This is a genomic window from Stenotrophomonas sp. 116085_Sma, from assembly GCF_056479585.1.
Genome location: NZ_CM151057.1, coordinates 4790001 through 4810534 on the forward strand (window position 1 = coordinate 4790001; position 20534 = coordinate 4810534).

Consider the following 20534-nt stretch of genomic DNA (forward strand, 5'->3'; position numbering starts at 1 on the left):
CCAGTGCGCTGGCGGTAGAGCGGGACCGCGAGGCGGCACTGGTCACCTTCCTGGTCACCGCCTCCGGTGTCACGCTGGCCGGCATCGGCTCGGCGTTCTGGGGCCTGGTGGCCGGTGCGCTGTGCCTGCTGGTATTGCGGCCCCGCGGGGGTCGCTGATCCAGCCTATCCCGCCAGCACAGCACCAACCGTACCCACCGCCAGCATGATGACGATGGCCACCAGTGTGGCAACTACGCTGGTGCCACCACGCGCGGCCAGTTCGTTGCGCATGCGTGCTTCATCGCCCCCCGCCACGGCACGGGCGCGGGCGATCTGTCGCTGGCAATGGGCCAGGTACCAGCTGTTGCCGAACATGCCGGTGGTGATGCTGAGCGCAAAGGTGATGACCAGTGACAGGCCATCCGGCACATCCAGCAAGGTCTCCACCACGCTGATCAGCAGCAGCAGGCCAACCCAGAGCGCCGCGAGGCGGTACATCCTGCGGTACATCATCCACACCAGGCCGATCAGGAATGCCGGCCAGTGCCAGGTTCCGGCACCCGTGGCGATGCCTTGATCCAGGCGCCAGCGCTGTCGGTAGACCGGGAAGTTGCCGCCGACCACGCTGGCGTACAAGGCCATCTCGCCCTCCAGCCCGGCGGCCGCAGCCATCTCCGGTGCAGCGGCAGGCGCACGATACGGATCGGACGGGTCGCCGACACTTGGCGCAATGCCCTCAACCCCCGGTATCGCGTCGATATCCGGGGGCGGAGCCACCGCGATGGGTGTTGAGACCTGCTCCAGCTCCGCCAACGGCCGCCACGAGAGCATGCCTTCGCACCACACCAGCGTGCGTGCCGTAACCGTTCCTTCCTGCTGCAGCTGGCGAAGACCGGCCAGATCCACCGGTCCTTCGCTCTGCCTGCCGTTGGCGTACCACCATTGTGCTTCCTGCATGTTTTCCATCCTTGTTACCCACATCGACAAACTGAAACTGCTGCCAGCGCTTACAGCGTGGAACTGGCCAGGGTCTGCACCAGCTGATGGCGCGCGCCCGGCACAAGGGTCATCTGCCCAGGCCCGGCGTTGGCCACTTCCAGGCACACATAGTCGCGCCAGCCATCGCCGACATCCGCCATGTTTGCCGCCGCCTCGGCGCCCGGATTCCAGGCCACCAGGGTCTGGCTGCCTTCGCTGCGGATCTCGATCCGCCGTTGCAGCACCGGATCGCGCAGCACGTAATGGCCGCCGGCACCGTTGTAGATGCGATCACTGCGGCCCGGGTCACGCGGGTCGCGCAATGACCACGGCCCCTGCTGCAGGCGCAGCTGCGCGTAGTCCTCGTACTTGTCCAGGTACTGCAGGCCATCAAGGCCATCGACCTGGGCACGGAGCGCATCGCCCACGCGGAAGTAGCTGTGCAGGGCCTGGGTGAACGTCACCGGCGACGTTCCCGTGTTCTCGGTGATCAGCTGCTGGCGCAGCTGGCGGCCGATGCGCAGCTGCATCTGCAGGCGCAGGCCGGGATGGTCAGCCGTGGAGGGTGCCAGCCCCAGTTCCACGTCGCCGGCCTCATTCTGCCCGGCGTGCTGCAACTCCCAGCGCGCGGTTCGCACCAGGCCATGTGCGGGAGCATCAGCATCCTGCCCCTGGCGGCCGAACCACGGCCAGCACACCGGCACGCCACCGCGGATCGGCGTCGGCAGCTCCGCGCGTTGCGGCGACAGCCACAGCAGGTCCGGTTGCCCTTCGGGGATGAACGACAACAGCTGTCCACCGAACACGCTGATGACCGCCGTCGCGTTGGAGGTGCGCACGTGCCAGGCCTCCAGGCCGTGATACAGGCCGGTGCTGATGTCCGGATTCAACTGCATGCGATGACGCTCCTTGAAGACCGCGGCGATGATGTCGCGGTCAACGTGCCGCCGGCAAGGCCTTCTGCCCAGCGGGTGCGATGGCGGCGGCCTCTTCCTGCAGCGCGCGCAGGATGCGTTGTCCGGCGCGCCCATCCGCATTGGCCCATCCAAGGCGTTGCTGCTCGGCCTGGATCGCGCGACGCGTGGCGGTGCCGATCATGCCGTCGGCAGCGCCGATATCGTGGCCGCGGGACAGCAGCAGGGTCTGCAGCTGGCGGCGCTCATCACGGCCGATGCCGGGATCGTCGGTCGGCCAGGCCGTGGCCAGCCCGGTACCGCCGCGCAGCTGGTCGGCCAGCGTGGCGATCGCGAGCGCGTAGCTTTCGGCGGCGTTGTAGCTGTAAATCGCGTCGTAGTTGCGGAACACCAGCAGCGCTGGGCCCTTGCTGCCGGCCGGCAGCAGCAGGGCGGCACGCGCGTCGGCCGGGAGGTTGGCCGGGGCCAACGCACTGCCATCCAGCGCGGTCACGCCTTGCACGCGCCAGTCGGCCAAGGCCCGACGTTGGGTACGCCCCGCCTGGCTGGCATTGAAACCCGCGGGGATCCGCACTTCCATGCCCCACGGCTCGCCACTGCGCCAGCCGGCGCGCTTGAGGTAGTTGGCGGTGGACGCCAGTGCATCGGGAATGCTGCCGACCAGATCGCGGCGGCCATCGCCATCACCATCGACGGCGATGCGTGCATAGGTGCTGGGCATGAACTGCGTGTGCCCGAAGGCACCGGCCCAGGAGCCGGTGAGCCCCTGTGCCTGGAGGTCGCCGCGGTCGATCAGCTTGAGCAGGGCCAGCAGCTCACCGCGGAAGAAGGGCTGGCGGCGGCCGGCGCAGGACAGCGTAGCCAATGACTGCAGCAGCGGGCGCTTGCCGAACACCCGGCCATAGTCGCTCTCCACGCCCCAGACCGCGACGATGGTGGCCGGATCGACGCCGTACTGGGCCGACACGCGATCGAGCAGGTCGCGGTGCTGCAGCAGCAGGGCGCGCCCATCGTCCACGCGCTGGCGATCGACCAGCGCGGCCAGGTAGTCCCAGATCGGCGTAGTGAATTCGGGCTGTGCATCGAGCAGGCCGAGCACGCTGGGGTCGGGTGTGAGGCCGGCGGTGATTTCATTGAAGCGGTCGGGACGGATTCCTTGTGTCGCAGCAGTGGCCTGCAGGCCCGACAGGCAGCGGCTGAACGCCGGATCGATGCCGGCGGCAGGGGCGGCAGGCGCTGTCGGCGCCGAGGCAAGCGCGGCCGCCAGGCCGAGCGTGGTCAGAATGGGCATGGCGTCCTCCGTGTTGCCGTTGCAGGGCCATCTTAGGCGCAGCGTCGCCATCGAACCTGAAGCGGCGCCGGCTGCCGGTGGCTATATGCCGCGCAACAGGCGCAGGCCATAGGCCGGGCTTTCAGCATCCCAGCGCCGCACGAGCTGCAGGCCCGCTGGCAGCAGAAGCGCTTCGAAGCTGTCGTCGGTGTACTTGTGGCTGTATTCGACGCGGATCGGTTCGTTGGCCTCGATATGGAAAGTGCGGCCATCCAGATGGACGTCCTGTGCGCGCTGGCTGACCAGATCGGTCTCAATGCGCAGCCGCGCGATGCTGTAGCGGGCGCGGTGGCGGAAGCCGTCCAGGTCGAAGTCGCTGCCGATCTCGCGGTTGAGGCGGGCCAGCAGGTTGAGGGTGAACGCGGCGGTGACACCCTGTGCATCGTTGTAGGCCGCCTCGATCAGGGCCGGGTCCTTGTGCAGGTCGATGCCGACCAGGGCCAGGCCATCACGGCCCATGGTCTGGCGCATCGCGCGCAGCAACGCGATGGCATCCTCTTCGACGAAATTGCCCAACGTGGAACCGGGGAAGAACAGCAACCTCCGCGCGGGTTCGCGTTCGGGCATGGGAACGGCAACGGGACGGGTGAAGTCTGCACAGACCGGCAGCATCTCGACCTCGGGCAGCGCCGGGGCCAGATGGTCGATGCTGGACAGCAGGGCGGCACGCGAGATCTCGATGGGGGTATACGCCACCGGTTCACGCAGCGCGGCCAGCAGCAGTGCGGTCTTGCGGCCACTGCCACTGCCCAGCTCCACCACGTGCAGGTGCGGGCCGACGCTGCGGGCGATGTCCGGCAGTACCTGCGAAAGCAGGGCCAGCTCGGTGCGCGTGGGGTAATACTCGCGGGTCCGGGTGATCTGTTCGAACAGGCGCGAGCCACGTGCATCGTAGAAGTACTTGGACGGCAGCTGGCGCGGTGTGCGGGACAACCCGGCCACCACGTCAGAAAGGATCTGCTGGCGACCGGGCGTGAGATCGGTCAGCGCCTGCAGCGCGTCGTGCACCGTGCTCATGACAGATCCCGGGCCAGGCGCAGGCCGGAGAACTGCCAACGCGCCGGTGGCATGAAAAAGTTGCGGTAGCTGGCGCGCACATGGCCACGGGGCGTGGCACAGCTGCCGCCGCGCATCACCCATTGGCCACACATGAATTTGCCGTTGTACTCGCCGAGGTTGCCGGCAAAGGGGCGGAAGCCCGGGTAGGCGCCGTAGGCGCTGTGGGTCCATTCCCAGACATCACCGAACAGCTGCCGCAGGCCGCTGCCCTGCCCCACCTGGGGATGCAGATGATCGTCATCAGCGAAGTGACCCCGCACCGGCTGAGACGCGGCCGCAGCCTCCCACTCGAACTCGCTGGGCAGGCGCGCTCCGGCCCAGCGGGCACAGGCGTCGGCCTCGAAGTAGCTGAGATGGCAGACCGGCGCGTGCGGATCCAGTTCGCGCCAGCCGCCCAAGGTGTATTCGCGCTGCAGGGTGTCATCCCAGTACAGCGGATGCTGCCAGTCTTCGGTTTCGCGCAGTGCCCAGCCTTCGCTGAGCCACCAGCGCGGTTCGCGGTAGCCGCCGGCGTCGATGAAGGCGCGGTACTCGGCGTTGCTGAGCGGGCGTTCGGCCAGGGCGTGGGCGGGCAGCAGCACGCGGTGCGGCGGCGATTCGTTGTCGTAGGCGAACACGGCGTGGTGCGGCCAAGAGGCGGCGCCGACGGTGACGATGCGTTCGGGCGATTCGATCCAGCCCTGGGCACTGGCAGCGCCGGGGGTGGTAGGCAGGTCCTCGCGGTAGGCCGGCTGCAGCGGATTGGACCAGAACGCGTGCTTGATGTCGGTGAGCAGCAGCTCCTGGTGCTGCTGTTCGTGCTGCAGGCCCAGCTGCAGGTGCTGCAGCGCCTGATCGTCGAGATCACCCGCGTCCAGCCGTGACTGTACCTGCGCATCGATCTGGCAGCGGTAGTCCTGCACCTGCTGCAGCGAGGGCCGTGACAGCAGCCCGCGCTGCGGCCGTGCATGCGCCGGGCCGATGCTCTTGTAGTAACTGTTGAACAGGTAATCCCAGCCAGGGTCATGCGCCGGTGCAGCCGGGAAGCCGGCCAGCACGAAACGTTCGAAGAACCAGGTGGTGTGGGCCAGGTGCCACTTGCTGGGGCTGGCATCGGCCATGCTCTGCAGCATGGCATCTTCGGCACTGAGGGGGGCCGCCAACTGCACGCTGCGGTCCCGCACACGTGCGTACTGGCGGGCGAGATCGCGCTGCGGGGCAGCGACGGCGGCGGCTACGCTGTCCATGCCGGCAGCATCGGCGCCGGCGGGTGAGTGCGACGTCATGGTTCGACGTCACTGCGTTCACAAGCGTGACCGCGCCGCATTCAAGAAGCCGGTGCGGGCGCCGCTAACGGCAATGCTGCGGCCGCGTCGTCACCGCGCTGGAATTCCTGCTTGCCCCTGCATCCGCTCCGCCAGCCTGCGCATTACCTGTTCGTGCTGCCCGCCGTGCTGGTTGCCGTGGTGCTGTGGGCAGCACTGGGCAACGAAGACGTGGCCAGTCCGGCCCAACGCATCCTGCCCTGGCTGCTGGCCTGCCTCGGCGCCGGCCTTGCCCTGCTCTACCACCAGGTGCGTACGCTCTGCCTGATGCTGGTGGTGGCCGTGATGTTCGCCCTGCTGCACCAGGACGTGGGTGGCTACCTGCGCAGCGGCCATGTCACGGCGCTGACACCGTTGCGCTTCCATGCCATTTCGGCCTGGTTGCCCTTGCTGTTCGCTGGCCTGGCGTTGTGGCCCGAGCGCGGCCGCCGCCGCCGCGACCTGCTGCTGCGGGGCGTTTCCAGTGGCACCGCGCTGATGATCTTCCTGCTGCTGGCCACGCAGCAACCGCGTGGCATGCACGATCTCCTGTCCAACCGCCACTGGAGCTGGATTCCGGCCGACTGGAACGCGCTGGCACAGCTGCCAGCCCTGCTGTTCCTGTTGGCAGCCGCCGCGCTGGGCTGGCAGGCCTGGCGGCATCCGCGCCCACTGCACACGGCGATGCTGCTGGCCCTGCTGTGCCTGTGGTGGATGCTGCCAAGGGTGTTCCTGCAGCCGGTGCTGCTACCGGCACTGGCCAGTGCGGCCCTGCTGCTGCTGCTGGGCGCGATGCTGCAGGAGTCGTTCCATATGGCCTTCCGCGATGAACTGACCGGCCTGCCGGGGCGCCGCGCCTTCAATGAGACCCTGCAACGGGCGCGTGGCACCTACAGCATCGCGATGGTGGACGTGGACCACTTCAAATCGTTCAACGACACCCACGGCCACGACACCGGGGACGATGTGCTGCGCCTGGTGGCCTCGCGGCTGGGGCGGGTGGGCGACGGTGGCCGGGCGTTCCGCTATGGCGGCGAGGAGTTCGCGGTGGTGTTCCTGGATCGTCCCGCAGCGGCCTGCGTGGATGCGGTCGAGGCACTGCGGCAGACCATCGAGGAAACCCGCATGCAGCTGCGCGACCGGAGCACCCGCAGCCGCGACGATGAGACGGGGCGCCAGCAGCGCGGGCGCGGCGGAAGCGGGCAGACGGTGCAGGTGACGGTGAGCATCGGGCTGGCGGACAGCCGCGTGGATGGGCGGCCGGCCGCAGTGATCAAGGCCGCCGACCAGGCGCTGTACGCAGCCAAGGACGGTGGCCGCAACCAGGTCCGCGCGCATGCCGGACAGCGCGTGCTGGCGGTGCGCGGCGGCTGAGGCTCACACCGCGTCGAGGTAGTACCAGCGGCCGTCGATGCGCAGGAAGCGGCTGTGCTCGGCCATCTTCACCGCGCTGCTGCCGCCCACGCGGTAGCGGGCGGTGAAGCGCACTTCGGCGCTGTCGGCACCGGTGACCGTGTGCTCGTGCACGGTCAGGCCCAGCCAGTGCGTACGCTGGCCCGGCGCATCCTCGAGTGACAGCTCGGCCGGGCGGGTGTCCGGGTGCCAGCTCTGGCGCAGGTAGTCGGCCAGGCCCCGCACATAGGCGCTGTAGCGCGAACGCATCAGGCGCTCGGCATCGGGTGCGGCCTCACCGGCATGGAAACGGCCACAGCAGGCGGCGTAATCGGCGGGAAGGCCGCAGGGACAGGGATCGGAGGGTTTTCGGCTCATGCGGGCATTGTCGCCGGGTTGTGCGGATTGATCCACGCGGGGCACGGGTCAGCCGGTGCGGGACAGGCGTATGCTGTCGCGCCCCCACATCGATTGATCGCCGTGCTGGAACTGGTTCCCCCTGAGTTGTGGTGGCTGGTGGTGATCGCCTTCATCGCCGGCCTGGTCGATGCCGCCGTCGGTGGCGGTGGGCTGGTGCAGCTACCCGGCCTGTTCACCGTGCTGCCGCAGCAGACGCCGGCGATGCTGTTCGGCACCAACAAGTTCAGTTCGATGTTCGGCACCGGCGCGGCCGCCTGGCGTTACGCGCGCAACGTACGCTTCCCGTGGAAGCCGGTGCTGTTCGCGGCAGGCACGGCCTTCATCTTCTCCTTCGCCGGCGCCACCGCGGTAAGTTTGCTGCCCAAGGACGCGGTGCGCCCACTGGTGCTGGTACTGCTGATCGCGATGCTGGCCTACACGCTGTGGAAGAAGGATTTCGGCGCGCTGCACCGGCCGCAGGAGATCGGCCGCCGTGAACTGGCGATCGCGCTGGCCATCGGTGCAGCGATCGGCTTCTACGACGGCTTCTTCGGGCCGGGAACCGGCAGCTTCCTGATCTTCCTGTTCGTGCGCTTCTTCGGCCTGGATTTCCTGCGTGCTTCTGCGGCATCGAAGGTGGTGAACCTGGCGACGAATGTGGCGGCGATCTCGTTCTTCGTGCCGACCGGCAACATCCTGTGGTTGTTCGCGCTGCCGATGGCAGCGGCCAACATCATCGGTTCGGTGGTGGGCACGCGTCTGGCGCTGAAGGGCGGCACGCCGTTCATCCGCAAGCTGTTCGTGGGGCTGGTGGTGGTGCTGATCGCGCGGATGGCGTGGGATACGTTCCGCGGTTCTTGAGGGGCGTTATGACGTGGCAGGTGCCAACCTTGGTTGGCACGTTGTTTCAGGTCGCGAAGGGCAGCCGAGCATGGCTCGGCTCTACAGGTGGATTGCCCGAGGCGCTCAGGCCTCGGCTTCTTCCGGTTCGTTGGCCTGTTGGCGGCTGCGTTCGGGCAACCTCAGGCGCTTGCCCTCTTCGTCGTACTCGATCAGCAGCACGCCGGAGTCGTGGCGGCCGCTGATTTCGACGAAGCAGGCGCCGCCGATGAACGGTTCCAGCGTCATCACCGACTTCAGCGGGGTGGCGACCACCATCTGGAAGCCGAAGTTGTCGAAGATGTTCATCGCCAGCGCGGTGAACTCGTTGTCGGCCTTGTCGAAGGCCTCGTCGAGCACAACCGCGGCATAGCTGGGCAACTGGCTGTCGGCACCACCCAACTGGTAGCGCAGCGCGGCGGCCAGGCAGGTGGTGGCCAGCTTCTGGCGCTGGCCACCAGACTTGCCGGCGCCGCTTCGGTAGATCTCGACCTGCTGGCGCGTTTCCGCATCCAGCTCGACGCCGATGAACTCCACGTGCATGCGCACGTCCAGCACCAGCTCGCGCCAGCGCTTGTCCTCGCCTTCCTGCGAGCCGAGGCGGTTGACCAGCTGCCGCAGCACGGTGAACTGCGATTCGGCCAGCTCGCGCTGCTCGGTCTGCTGCTGCGACAGCACCTCACGCAGCTGCAGGTGGAACTCGCCCACCTCCGGCAGACGGCGGTCGCTCAGTTCGATGGTCAGCAACGTGCCACGGTTGAACGGCACCTGTTCCAGGCTGGCGTTCACTTCGTCCAGGCGCTGGCCGATCGACTTGCGGGCCTCGGCACTATGGCGCTGCAGGGCCAGCAGGTTGTTCTTGCTCTGGTTCTGCAGCAGGTCGAAGAAGCGCTCTTCGTGCTGCGGCAGGCCATCGCGCTCCAAGCGTTCGAGGCGGGCGAGGAAGTCCTCGGCCGAGGCCACCGACACGGTGAAGTCGCCCGATTCCTCCGGCCACTGCTGGATGAAGCGGCGGAAGCAGCCGATCAGCTGGTTCTCGATGCGGTTGAGGTCCTGCTGCGAGGAGGACAGCTGCTCGTTCAGCGCGTTGCTGACCTGGCGCATGTGCGCTTCCAGCGTTTCCAGGCTGAGCGGGCCCTGCTCCTGCAGGCGCTCGGCCAGACCGGCTTCCTGCTCCTGGGCCAGGCTCGGCAGCACCAGCGCACGGCTCTGCTGGCGTGCGCGGTCGAGGCGATCGCGCTCCTTGACCAGCTGGCCACGCTCGACGCGGACGTCTTCATAGGTGCGGCGCGACTGTTCGATGTCAGCGCGCACCGCGTCGATCTGCTTGGCCAGCTTGGCCAGGTCGGCATTGCCTTCGCGCAGGTCGCGCAGCGTCGCTTCGATATCGCTCAGGCGCTGCTGCGGGGCGGCGATATCGATCTCGTTCCAGCTGATGCTGACCAGCTCGTGACAGGCCAGGCGGCGTTCGTTGTCGCGGTCACGCTGGCCACGCAGGCGCGCGATGTCGGTCTCGCAGCCGGCGATGCGCTTGGCCAGTTCCTGCGCTTCACGCTCGAAGGCGCCGACCTTGTCGTGGTTGTTGAAGCCGAGGATCCAGCGACGGCGGTCGCCAACGGCGCTGCGGTCGTCCTTCTCGAAACGGTCGCCCGGATGCTTGACCTGGCCTTCGCGGGTGATGCCGCGGTCAACGTTGCGCAGCTGCCTGGCGTCCACGCACTCGTAGTCGAAGCGCTTGCCGAGCTCGCGCCGCAGCCAGCTTTCGAACACATGCTCGCGCAGTTCCAGCTTGTGCAGCAGCGACTTCGCCGACGGCTCGCGCGCGAACGCATCGTCGTTGCGGCGCACGCGGTAATAGGTGAAGCGCATGCCCAGGTGGGTACGGTTCACCCACTCGGCGACGTCGTTGTAATGCTTGTCGTCGACCAGCAGCGACAGTGCGAAGCCGCCCAGCACGCGCTCGATGGCACCCTGCCAGCCCTGCTCTTCCGAGCGGACCTGGATCAGCTCGCCGACGAACGGCAGCGCCGCTTCGGCGATGCCGGTTTCCTCGGCCAGGCGCGCGCGCAGCTTCTGCATCGGGGCCGGGATGTTGGACGGCGTGCGCTGCATCGCTTCAAGTTCCGCACGGACTTCACCGAAGCGGCGCTCGTCATCGCGCTTGCCGCCCAGACGATCGCTGATCGCGTCGTCCAGCGCCGAGGAGGCACGCTGGCGGTCCTGCAGTTCGTTCTGCGCGCGCTCGACCAGCTCGGCGAAGCCGTGGGCGTCGTCCGGCAGTTCAGCCTGCAGCTGCTGCGCGGCCTGGCGTGCCTGCTCGCGCTTGGCCTGGCGGCGATCGCGCTCGGCTTCGGCACGGCCCTGCTCGCGTTCCAGTTCCTCAATGCGCTCACCGCCCTGCTGGCGGCGCTGCAGTTCCAGCTCGGCCAGGCGCTCGGTGTGATTGTCGAGTGCGGCACGGCGCTGGGCTTCCTCGCCAAGCAGGCCACGGTCACGCACGTCCATCTCGCGCAGGCGCGCTTCGATCAGCGCCTGGCGGCGGCTTTCGCGGAAGCTGTCGACGCCGAGCTTCAGCGCTTCGTCGTCGCCACGCTGGCGGTGCATTTCCTTCAGGTCGTTGTAGTAGGCGCGTGCCGGCAGCAGGGTTTCCACCTGGCGGCGCGCGGTGACCACCGCCTGGTGCGCGCCATCAAGCTCGGCGAAGTCGCTGACCAGGCGCTCGGCGGCGTCGAAAGTCTTCGGCGTGTCGAGCATGAAGTCGCGCAGGAAGACGTTGAGGTCGCCCAGGTTCTTCGCCGACTGCGTCTTGTGCAGCAGGCGCAGCGCCATTTCGTTGTCGATGCCGAGCAGGTCGCGGAAGCGCTCGGCGTAGCCGGAGAAGGTGTCGAAGTGGTGCAGGTCGGACAGCTTCTGCTTGAGCTTGCGCAGGTCCAGGTCGAAGCCACCAAGATCCTTGGCGATGTCGAACGGGCGTTCGGCGATCATGTAGTGCTTGCGCACATCGCCGGCCGAGGTGCCGTTGCCGGAGATCCACAGCAGGCGCACCAGGCTGACCACACGGCCATCGCCGGCGCGGTATTCCAGCACCAGCGCGGTCCAGGTCGCGCCCTTGCGCAGGTACTGGGTGGCGATTTCGCCGGTGCCGCTGTCCTGCTGGTCGGCCCACGCGCCACGCACGTAGGACACCAGGTTGCGGTCGCGGCCACTGCGCTCGGCTTCACGCGCGGCGGCGTTGAAGTCGACGATGGCCGGCGGCGTCAGCAGCGCGGACATGGCATCGAGCAGGGTCGACTTGCCCGAGCCGGAACGGCCGACGAACAGGAAGCCACGCTCGGCGATCGGTACTTCGGTCAGGCCGTTGAACGTGCCCCAGTTGTGCACCTGCAGACGGCGCATGCGGAACTGCTGCAGGCGCGGGTCCGGCAGGCCTTCGTTGAACAGGGCGGGAGTGTGCTTGGAGATAGCCATGCGATGGTCGGGTCTCTCAGGCCTCGGCGGCCGGGGTTTCGCGCAGCTGGCGGTAGACCGCCGAGAGCTGGGACACGTCTTCGGCGGAGAACAGCAGCTTCAGCGCCGGCGAGACTTCGTGGCGGTCTTCCTGGCCGCTGAGGCGGGTCAGGATGTGGTTGTCCTTCATTTTCTGCACCGCCGAGGCGACGCGGCGGTTGAAGCCGGCGCGGTCGGTGGACAGGTTCTTTTCATAGATGGCCAGTGCTTCGGCCATCTCGGCATCGGCGACCACCGCGCGATTGCCGCGCGCATCGGCCTCGGCCAGCTGCTGGCGCAGGTACAGCAGCAGCACCGAGTCGATGAAGGTCAGCGGCGAGGTGCGCAGCAGCACAGGCGCGTCGACATCTTCGGTATCGGCCTGGCGGGTGAACGCCACGCCGCTGTCACGGTCGAGCACCAGTTCCAGGAACAGGTCCGCCAGCGACGAGCGGATGGCCGCTTCGCTGCGGATCAGCGCCGGCCACAGCTTGGCGTGGCGCAGCTGGTCGATGCTGGGACCGATCAGCAGCTGGCACAGCGCGCGGCGCGCATCCAGCGGCAGGCGCCCGGTATCGCCGAGGTAATACACGTCGTTGCCACGGCGGGGCTGCGCCACGGCCGTCACCGGCTCGGCCTCGTAGGCGTCTTCCGCCACGTCGGCCTGCGGTGCGTCGATGGGATCTTCATGCCAGCTCATGGCGTCTCTCCTGGGTGAACCAAACCAGCGGGATGCGGGCGCGACGGATCTGGCCGTCGCCGCCACGCCATTGCGCAAGCTCCTGCTCGCCGGCAACCACGTTGCCGAAGCGCGTGCCCAGCGACAGGTAGCCGATGACGCTGCCGAGGCCCTGCGGCGCTTCGCGCTGCGACAAAGCCTGGGCGATGCTGAGCCGCGGCTGTGCGTCGAGCAGGTCGTGCAGGTCCTGGCGCAGCGTACGGAAGTCGATTTCGGACGAAGCGACCAGGTCGCCGACGCTCTCCAGGCTGATTGCGGCCGCGTCGTTGTACTCGACATTGCCATCGACCTGGGCGCTGCGCGGATCGTGCAGCTTCCACTGCGACCACGAGCGCAGGCGGCTGGTGGTCAGCTGCAGGTCGCGGCCGATGCCGCGTTGTGCGGGGAATTCGTCACGCAGTGCCAGCGCTTCGGACTGCGCCTGCTTCAGCAGCTGGTTGAGGCGGCGCTGTTCCAGGTAGCCACGGCTCTGCACGAAGCCGCGCAGGCTGCGCGCGAAGTTCTGCAGCACATCGTGCACCTGGCCACCGCGCTCGAGCATGGTGCTGGTGAAGCTGCGCAGGAAGTTGCGTTCGTTGCGGTCCAGGCGGCGCGCGAATCCACGCGCCAGCACCGCTTCCAGCGCGGCATCGAGCTGGGCACTCTGTTCGGCGTCGTTGAGCAGGCGCCAGAAGGCCTGGAAACTCCGTCCGGCGTCACTTTCGCCGATGACATCCACACCTTCGAACAGCTGCGACAACACATCGCCGCGCTCGCCCTCGTCGTCGATGATGCGTTCGCGGAAATCGCGGTTGAGCTGCTCGAAGTCATCGCGCACACGGCGGAAGTCCTCGGTCAGCTCGTCGGCCAGGCCGATGATCTGGCGGGTGCGTTCCAGCGCGCGCTTGCCGTCCAGCGCAACCACGCGGCCAGTGCCGACCCGGGCGATTTCGGCATCGATGCGGTCGCGCTCGTCGTGCAGCGCGGACAGGCGCGCATCAGGATCGGCTTCGGTCTGCGCAGCCAGCGCCGAGAGCTGCTCAATGACCAGCGCCAGGCGGCTTTCGGTGGCGGCCACGCGCGCCTGCTCGAGGCCGTCCGCGAAGCGGATCGCCTGCAGTGCAGCAGTGGACAGCTCGTACTGCTCCTGGTCGGCGCCTTCGGGCAAACGGCGTTCCAGCCAGCCCTGGGCCAGCCAGTGCGCGATGTAGGCCTGGGCGGTACGCGGCAGCTCGCGCGAGAGTTCATCGCCGGCCAGCTGGTCCAGCGCGCGCTGCAGTCGCTCGTTCAGCACCGAGGACGGCAGCGTGCGCTCGCCGTCCATCAGCAGGCCCTGCAACAGGCCGATGATTTCCGGGGCGTGGTCGGCGGCAAGCAGCTTCCACTGGGGCTGTTCGCGCAGGTGGCGGTAACGGGCAATGCGTTCGCGATGCTTCATGCAGCGAAAGAAGTCTGTAGGGCTGACAGGGACGAGCCGCCATGCACGGCTGCCGCGTGGGCAGCCGTGGGCATGCCGGCCTGCAGGGGCCGGCGCGGTGCGGGCAAGCGGCTCAGCGCTTGCCGCCCACTTCGATGAAGCGCAGGAACTCGGCGCGGGTGCGCGCGTCGTCGCGGAAGCTGCCCAGCATCTTGGAGGTGACCATGCTGACGCCGCGCTTGTGGATGCCGCGGGTGGTCATGCATTCGTGGGCGCCTTCGACAACCACGCCGACGCCGATCGGCTGCAGCACATCCTGGATGCACTGGGCGATCTGCGCGGTCATCTTTTCCTGCACCTGGAAGCGGCGGGCGTAGGCTTCGACGACGCGGGCCAGCTTGCTGATGCCCACCACCTTGCCGGCCGGCAGGTAGCCGACGTGCACGCGGCCGATGATCGGCGCCATGTGGTGCTCGCAGTGGCTTTCGTACTCGATGTCACGCAGGACGATCAGTTCGTCGTAGCCGGCCACTTCCTCGAAGGTCCGCTCCATGTAGGCGCGCGGGTCGTCGCGGTAACCGCTGAACCAGTCGCCATAGGCTTCGGCGACACGGCGGGGGGTATCCAGCAGGCCTTCGCGGGACGGGTCCTCACCGGCCCAGCGCAGCAGGGTGCGCACCGCATCCTCGGCCTGGTCCTGGGTCACGTCGCCCTGCGGGGCGGCCTTTTCGTTGTTCTTGCTCATTGCGTACAGCGTCCCGAACGGGGGGCGAGCATCGTACCCGACCGGGGGGTGGGTCGTCCTGTTGGGACGGTTCATCGGGGGTCTCTTGCGGCGCCTCGTTGCTATCGGTTTGGAGGAGGAGAGGGGGCTGCGCAGGACACGCCGTAAACCCGTCCCTGGGGGCTCGATGGCGCCATCCATGGCGCCAACGGTCCTGCGCAGCCCCCTCTCCCCCTCCCTGACGGTTTCCTGCGGGCGCGGCCGAACCGCCCAAAAGCGGGGTCGAAAGCTTGGGTTCATGGCTTCGGAAGCGCCGCGCGACTGCGCGACTGCTGTGGTGGGTGCGAACCCTTAGTCCGCACAGCGTTGGCTTCTGCCCCTGCCTTTAAAGAGCCAACCCACCGCGCTCGCGGGATGTGGGGTGGGTGGCGGAGGGCCGGGCGGGGCAGGGCCGTGAGGCGCATGGATGCGCCGATCGAGCTTACATGGGTGAGGGCGCTTTGCTTGCGAGGCATGCCTCGCAAGCGACCGAACGCCCGGCCGCCAGCGGCTGGGCCGGGCCCCGGAGGGGTACTTGCAGCGTGCCCTGCCCCGTCCGGCCCTCCGCCACCCCAGCCGATAGCCAGCAGGCGCAACGCTTTCCTCAACCCACCCACCCATTCAGCAAAAACCATTGATAGGAATGAAATTAGTAGTATCCTATCTATCTCTTATGGACCGACCCCTCGACGAGCGCACCGTGCTGCAGATGCAGCTCAGCTCCGGCCTGCTGTACGCAGGGCGGCAGTGGCAGCGCCTGGCCGACAGCCGGCTCGGCAGCTACGGCATCTCCACCGCCTGCACCATGCCGCTGCTGATGATCGGCCGCTCCGGCGGTGGCATCCGGCAGGTGGCGCTGGCCCAGCAGCTGGGCATGGAGGGTCCCTCCCTGGTGCGCCTGCTGGACAAGCTGTGCGCCAGCGACCTGGTCCGCCGCGAAAGCGATGCCAGCGACCGCCGCGCCAACCTGTTGTGGCTGACCGACGCCGGCCAGGCGCTGGTCAGCGAGCTGGAAGACCAGTTGATCGGCCTGCGCCAGGACGTGTTCGGCGAACTGTCCATGGATGAACTGCACGCCGTGCTGAAGGCATGGCGCCTGCTGGCCGAGGCCGCCGACCGCATCACGTAAGCGCGCTGCCCCCGAACACCGCCGCTGCCGTGCACACGCCAGCGGCTTTTGCCCGTTGCCGTTGTTCTGTTGTTCCTCCCCTCCCCCACTTGCCCCCGCCCCCTACCGATGCCCGGTGAATTCAGTCTCCACGGAGTGTTCGTCCCGACCCTGCTCGGGTTGATGGTGTTGGCCTACCTGGTCAACAGCGGTCTGCATGCGCTGCTGCAGCGTGCCGGTGCCTATCGCCATATATGGCACCCGCCACTGTTCAACCTGGCGCTGTACGGGATCGTGCTTGGCCTGCTGTTCCACCTCCTGCGTTGGATGCAATCGTGAACAAGATCGTGAAGAAAGCCCTTCCCGTACTGCTGACCAGCGCAGCGGTGATCGTCGCCCTGCTGGTGCTGCGCCAGCTGTGGGTCTATTACATGGATGAGCCGTGGACCCGCGACGCCCACGTCGGCGCCGATGTGGTGCAGGTGGCGCCGGACGTGTCCGGGCTGGTGGAAACAGTGGACGTGGCCGACAACCAGGCGGTGAAGAAGGGCGACCTGCTGTTCGTGGTCGACCGCGCGCGCTACCGCATCGCGCTGGAGCAGGCGCGGGCCAGCCTGGCCGAGCGCCAGGCCTCGGTGGCGCAGCTGCGCCGCGAGATCGGTCGCGACCGCAGCCTGCAGGACCTGGTCGCCGCCGAGGATGCCGAAGTGCGCCGCGCCAAGCTGCAGGCTGCACAGGCGGCGCTGGCTACCGCACAGGCCGCGGTCGACCTGGCCGAGCTCAACCTGGGCCGTACCGAGGTGCGCGCGCCGGCCGATGGCCGCGTCAACGACCGCACGATGCGCGTGGGCGACTACGTGGTGGCCGGCAAGCCGGTGCTGGCGTTGCTGGATACCGGCTCGTTCCGCATTGATGGCTATTTCGAGGAAACCCGACTGCGCGGCGTGGCGCCGGGGCAGACGGTGGACATCCGGCTGATGGGTGAATCGACGCCGCTGCGCGGCCATGTGGAAAGCATCGCCGCCGGCATCGAGGACCGCTACCGCAGCAACGGCAGCACCCTGTTGCCGAACGTGACGCCGGCCTTCGACTGGGTGCGGCTGGCGCAGCGCATCCCGGTGCGCATCGCCATCGACGAAGTGCCCAAGGGCGTTGAGCTGATTGCCGGGCGTACCGCCACGGTGACCGTGCAGACCAACAGCACGAAGCACGCAGACAAGGCCGGCGCCGCGCCGACACAGGCGGGCCTGTGAACGCCACCCTGCCCCGTCTCGGCCTGATTGTCGCGCTGGCCAGCCTAGCCGCGTGCAGGACCGTTGGCCCGGACTATGCATTGCCGGAAGGCTCGGCGTTCAAGCGCCCCGAAGCCAATGCTGCCTTCATCGATACACAGAACCCGCACGTGGCCGCCAACCAGGCGCTGCCCGACCGCTGGTGGTCGTTGTACAACGACCCGGTGCTGGACGGGCTGATCACCCAGGCGCTGCGTGACAACGTGGAACTGAAGGCCGCCGATGCGCACCTGCGCCGCGCCGCCGCCGTGTACGAACAGGCGCTGGACGCCGGTGGCTTCGAGTACGAGGCCGAGGCCGGCGTCAGCCGCGCGCAGCTGTCGGCCGAATCGTTCCTGCAGGAGCACGAGCTGCCGGTGATCAACCTGGCCGATGGCAAGTTCGCGGTCAGCTACCAGTTCGATCTGTTCGGCAAGCTCAAGCGCGGCGCCGAAGCGGCGCGTGCCGACGAGCAGTCGGTGGCGGCGGCACGCGATCTGGCCCAGGTCAGCGTGGTCGCGCAGGTGGCCGACAGTTACCTGGAAATCTGCCACGCCAACCACGAGCTGCACGTGGCCGAACATTCGCTGCAGCTGCAGCAACGCAGCCGCACGGTCACCGAGCGCCTGATCGCGGCTGGCCGTGGCACGCCGCCGGAGCTGGCCCGCGCCAATGCCCAGGTGGCACTGCTGGAAGCTGCACTGCCGCCACTGCGCGCGCAGCGCTCGGCGGCCGCCTATTCGCTGGCCGCGTTGCTGGGCCAGACCCCGGGCCAGCTGCCGGCCGGCGTGATCGACTGCGCGCACGCGCCCAGCCTGGCGCAGCCGCTTCCGGTCGGTGATGGCCGTGCGCTGCTGCAGCGTCGCCCCGACATCCGCCAGGCCGAACGCAAGCTGGCCTCGGCCACCGCGCGCATTGGCGTGGCCACCGCCGAGCTGTATCCGGACATCCGTCTGGGTGCCTCGGTGGGCGCCGCCGGCCTGCTGGAAGACTTCGGTACGCCGATGACCCAGCAGTGGTCGATCGGCCCGCTGATCTCGTGGACGCTGCCGTCGTCGGGCACGCACGCGCGCATCCACGCTGCCGAAGCCGGCGCCGACGCCGCGCTGGCCGAGTTCGACCACACCGTGCTGCAGGCGCTGCGGGAGACCCAGACCGCGCTGGACCGCTATGCGCAGGACCTGCGCCGCCTGCAGTCGCTGCGCACCGCACAGGAGCAGGCCGCGCTGGCCGCCGAGCAGAACCGCCGGCTGTACCAGGGCGGCCGCACGCCCTACCTGTCCAGCCTGGATGCCGACCGCAGTCTGGCCACCAGCGACGCCACCCTGGCCGCCGCCGAAGCGCAGGTCTCGCGCGACCAGATCCATCTGTTCCTGGTGCTGGGTGGCGGCTGGCAGGCAACGGTTGCCCCGACGGCGCCGGCCACCGCACAGGCCTCGGCGAAGTAAGCCATGAACGCGCTGACCGACCGCCAGGCGTGGCTGTTCTCGATCAAGACCTACCTGGCCGCGGTGGCCCCGCTGTACATCGCCATGGCCGGCAACCTGTCGCGCCCGTACTGGGCGATGGGCACGGTGTACATCGTCAGCCAGCCGCTGCTGGGCCCGACCCGCGCCAAGGGCGTATACCGCATCGTCGGCACGCTGGTAGCCGGCCTGGCCACCCTGCTGGTGCTGCCAGCACTGGTGGAAACGCCGCTGGTGCTGAGCGCAGCGATGTCGATCTGGCTGGCCGGTTGCCTGTTCATGGCCCTGCTCAACCGCGGCCCGCGCGGCTACGCATTCCTGCTGGCCGGCTACACCACCGCCTTCATCGGCTTCCCCGCAGTGACCTCGCCGGAAACCATCTTCGACACGGTGGTGGCGCGCAGCGAGGAGATCATCCTCGGCACGGTGGTGGCGGTGCTGTTTGCCTCGCTGCTGTTCCCGGCCTCGGTGCGCCCGATGCTGCGCGCGCGCATCGGCAACTGGATGGAGGACGCCGCACAGTGGTGCCGGCAGATTCTTGAACGCGGTCGCGCACATGCGCCGCGCAACCGGCTGGCCGCCGACCTGGTGCAGTTCGAGGCGCTGATCGAATTCCTGCGCCGCGATGATCCACGCCATGCCGGGTCGGCGGTGTCGATGGAGCGCCTGCGCGAGCGCATGCTGCTGCTGTTGCCGGTGCTGTCCTCGATCGCCGACCGCCTGAGCGCGCTGCGCAGCGACGGCCAGGCGTTGCCCGAAGGCCTGCCGGCGTTGATCGACGACATCCACGACTGGCTGGACGGGCCGACCAATGCCAGCGAGTACGCTCGCCTGCGTGCGCGCATCAGTGCGCTGAAGCCGCAGGTGGACCGCGACCTGCAGCACCTGCAGCTGGCCAGCCTGCTGCTGCGCCTGGAGGAACTGGTGGACCTGTGGCAGGACTGCCGCACCCTGCAGCACGCGATCGACCACGGCACCGCGCCGCTGGACCGCGCGCATTACCGCATCCGCACCGAGCGCGTGGCCGCCGACAAGCACGTCGACTACGGCATGGCGCTGTTCTCCGCGCTCAGCGCCGGCGTGGCACTGATGAGCTACTGCGTGCTGTGGATCGCACTGGGATGGGAAGGCGGAGGCAACGGCGCGATGATGGCCGCGGTGACCGCCGCGTTCTTCGCCGCGCAGGACGATCCGGCACCGAGCATGGTGTCGTTCCTCGTGTGGGCGATGGTGGCCTCGGTAGTGGCCGGCGTGTACCTGTTCGGCGTGTTCCCGGCGGTACACGACTTCGGCCTGCTGGCATTGGTACTGGCGGTGGTGTTCCTGCCACTGGGCCTGATGCTGCACCACCCGAAGAGCGCGCTGTTCGCGCTGCCGCTGACAGTGAACCTGGCTGCGCTGCTGAGCTTGCAGAACACCTACAGCGCCAACATCCAGACCTTCCTCAACTCGTCCATCGCGATGTTCATCGGCATTGGCTTTGCGGTGGTGATGACCCGTCTGTTCCGTTCGGTGGGTGCCGAGTGGACCGCGCGCCGGCTGGTGAGGCAGGGCTGGACCACGCTGGCCGAAGCCGCCGAGGGTCGTGGCCAGCAGGACCGCCAGCGCTTCGCCGCACGCATGCTCGACCTGCTGGGCCTGCTCGCACCACGCCTGGCGGCAACGCCGGAAGGCAGCGACATCGCCTCGGTGGACATGCTCAACGAGGCACGCATCGGCCTGAACATCCTGCAGCTGCGCCGCGCCCGGCTGGAGCTGCCCGAGCGCAGCCGCGAGGCGGTCGAGCACATCCTGGAGGACATCGCCGCGCACTACCGGCAGCAGATTGCCGCGCGCAAACCGATGGTGGCGGCCGAGGCGCTGCGCGAGCGGTTGGATACCTCGCTGGGCCGGGTCGGCAGCGTGGGCGCCTGCAAGGCCCGCGACGAAGCGCTGATGGGTCTGATCGGCCTGCGCTTCGCGCTGTTCCCGGAGGCGAAGGCGTTGGCGCCGGGCTTGGCAATGGACACGGCGACGCAGCCGTAGCGCGCTACCCTCTGTGTCCACAGACTCCGCTCCGGGGTCGGATCCTTCGCCCCAGGCGAAGGCTC

General features: G+C 68.4%; 18 protein-coding genes (1 of these 18 only partly in view). 8 read left to right on the forward strand and 10 right to left on the reverse strand.

From position 1 onward, the window contains the following. On the forward strand, positions 1-158 hold the final stretch of the coding sequence (locus tag ACZK0Z_RS22110; protein WP_197633484.1) for a benzoate/H(+) symporter BenE family transporter. The gene continues 1030 nt to the left of window position 1, outside the view; 158 of the gene's 1188 nt are visible here — the last part of the coding sequence; its start codon lies beyond the left edge, outside the window; the stop codon is at positions 156-158. A gap of 6 nt (positions 159-164) precedes the next feature. Here ACZK0Z_RS22110 and ACZK0Z_RS22115 read toward each other — a convergent pair whose 3' ends face one another. The 5 genes from ACZK0Z_RS22115 to egtB form a co-directional block, all read right to left on the reverse strand. Further along, complete coding sequence (locus ACZK0Z_RS22115; protein WP_049429223.1) at positions 165-938, reverse strand: DUF2628 domain-containing protein; 774 nt, start codon at positions 936-938, stop codon at positions 165-167. A gap of 50 nt (positions 939-988) precedes the next feature. Next, the gene (locus ACZK0Z_RS22120; protein ID WP_049429222.1) at positions 989-1855 is read right to left on the reverse strand and encodes a D-hexose-6-phosphate mutarotase; all 867 of its coding nucleotides are present in this window, start codon (positions 1853-1855) and stop codon (positions 989-991) included. Between the two features lie 40 nt (positions 1856-1895). Beyond that, positions 1896-3164: a lytic murein transglycosylase gene (locus ACZK0Z_RS22125; protein ID WP_049429221.1), complete on the reverse strand. Its 1269-nt coding sequence runs from the start codon at positions 3162-3164 to the stop codon at positions 1896-1898. An 81-nt stretch (positions 3165-3245) separates the two neighbouring features. Beyond that, complete coding sequence (gene egtD / locus ACZK0Z_RS22130) at positions 3246-4220, reverse strand: L-histidine N(alpha)-methyltransferase (protein ID WP_197619870.1); 975 nt, start codon at positions 4218-4220, stop codon at positions 3246-3248. Then, the gene (gene egtB, locus ACZK0Z_RS22135; protein ID WP_197633486.1) at positions 4217-5488 is read right to left on the reverse strand and encodes an ergothioneine biosynthesis protein EgtB; all 1272 of its coding nucleotides are present in this window, start codon (positions 5486-5488) and stop codon (positions 4217-4219) included. Before egtB ends, egtD begins: the two co-directional genes overlap by 4 nt. 150 nt (positions 5489-5638) lie before the next feature. Here egtB and ACZK0Z_RS22140 point away from each other — a divergent pair, with 150 nt between their 5' ends. Next, positions 5639-6919 carry a diguanylate cyclase gene (locus ACZK0Z_RS22140; RefSeq protein WP_197633482.1) on the forward strand — a complete coding sequence of 427 codons (1281 nt, stop codon included), beginning with the start codon at positions 5639-5641 and terminating at the stop codon, positions 6917-6919. A 3-nt stretch (positions 6920-6922) separates the two neighbouring features. Here the strand turns inward: ACZK0Z_RS22140 and ACZK0Z_RS22145 are convergent, their stop codons facing one another. Continuing rightward, entirely contained in the window at positions 6923-7315 is a 393-nt protein-coding gene (locus ACZK0Z_RS22145; RefSeq protein WP_197633480.1) for a YchJ family metal-binding protein, read from the reverse strand. A gap of 102 nt (positions 7316-7417) precedes the next feature. Between ACZK0Z_RS22145 and ACZK0Z_RS22150 the strand changes: the two genes are divergently transcribed. Continuing rightward, positions 7418-8197 carry a sulfite exporter TauE/SafE family protein gene (locus ACZK0Z_RS22150; RefSeq protein ID WP_029380158.1) on the forward strand — a complete coding sequence of 260 codons (780 nt, stop codon included), beginning with the start codon at positions 7418-7420 and terminating at the stop codon, positions 8195-8197. A 105-nt stretch (positions 8198-8302) separates the two neighbouring features. Here ACZK0Z_RS22150 and ACZK0Z_RS22155 read toward each other — a convergent pair whose 3' ends face one another. From ACZK0Z_RS22155 to folE, 4 genes are all read right to left on the reverse strand, one after another. Next, positions 8303-11683: an SbcC/MukB-like Walker B domain-containing protein gene (locus ACZK0Z_RS22155; RefSeq protein WP_197619871.1), complete on the reverse strand. Its 3381-nt coding sequence runs from the start codon at positions 11681-11683 to the stop codon at positions 8303-8305. A 16-nt stretch (positions 11684-11699) separates the two neighbouring features. After that, on the reverse strand, positions 11700-12401 hold the full coding sequence (locus tag ACZK0Z_RS22160) for a DUF4194 domain-containing protein (protein WP_049429216.1): 702 nt from the start codon (positions 12399-12401) through the stop codon (positions 11700-11702). Then, the gene (locus tag ACZK0Z_RS22165) at positions 12388-13857 is read right to left on the reverse strand and encodes a DUF3375 domain-containing protein (RefSeq protein WP_049429215.1); all 1470 of its coding nucleotides are present in this window, start codon (positions 13855-13857) and stop codon (positions 12388-12390) included. The genes ACZK0Z_RS22160 and ACZK0Z_RS22165 overlap by 14 nt, the downstream gene beginning before the upstream one ends. Positions 13858-13969: 112 nt before the next feature. Next, complete coding sequence (folE, locus tag ACZK0Z_RS22170; protein WP_004141296.1) at positions 13970-14581, reverse strand: GTP cyclohydrolase I FolE; 612 nt, start codon at positions 14579-14581, stop codon at positions 13970-13972. Between the two features lie 691 nt (positions 14582-15272). Between folE and ACZK0Z_RS22175 the strand changes: the two genes are divergently transcribed. The 5 genes from ACZK0Z_RS22175 to ACZK0Z_RS22195 all read left to right on the forward strand — a co-directional run bounded on the left by ACZK0Z_RS22175 (position 15273) and on the right by ACZK0Z_RS22195 (position 20469). Further along, the gene (locus tag ACZK0Z_RS22175) at positions 15273-15728 is read left to right on the forward strand and encodes a MarR family winged helix-turn-helix transcriptional regulator (RefSeq protein ID WP_008265191.1); all 456 of its coding nucleotides are present in this window, start codon (positions 15273-15275) and stop codon (positions 15726-15728) included. 108 nt (positions 15729-15836) lie between these two features. After that, entirely contained in the window at positions 15837-16046 is a 210-nt protein-coding gene (locus ACZK0Z_RS22180; protein ID WP_049429213.1) for a DUF1656 domain-containing protein, read from the forward strand. After that, entirely contained in the window at positions 16043-16960 is a 918-nt protein-coding gene (locus tag ACZK0Z_RS22185; RefSeq protein ID WP_049429212.1) for an efflux RND transporter periplasmic adaptor subunit, read from the forward strand. Before ACZK0Z_RS22180 ends, ACZK0Z_RS22185 begins: the two co-directional genes overlap by 4 nt. After that, positions 16957-18426 carry an efflux transporter outer membrane subunit gene (locus tag ACZK0Z_RS22190; protein WP_049429211.1) on the forward strand — a complete coding sequence of 490 codons (1470 nt, stop codon included), beginning with the start codon at positions 16957-16959 and terminating at the stop codon, positions 18424-18426. The genes ACZK0Z_RS22185 and ACZK0Z_RS22190 overlap by 4 nt, the downstream gene beginning before the upstream one ends. Positions 18427-18429: 3 nt before the next feature. After that, positions 18430-20469 (forward strand): FUSC family protein, encoded by a 2040-nt coding sequence (locus ACZK0Z_RS22195; protein ID WP_459004588.1) that lies wholly within the window; start codon positions 18430-18432, stop codon positions 20467-20469. The last annotated feature ends 65 nt before the right edge of the window (positions 20470-20534 follow it).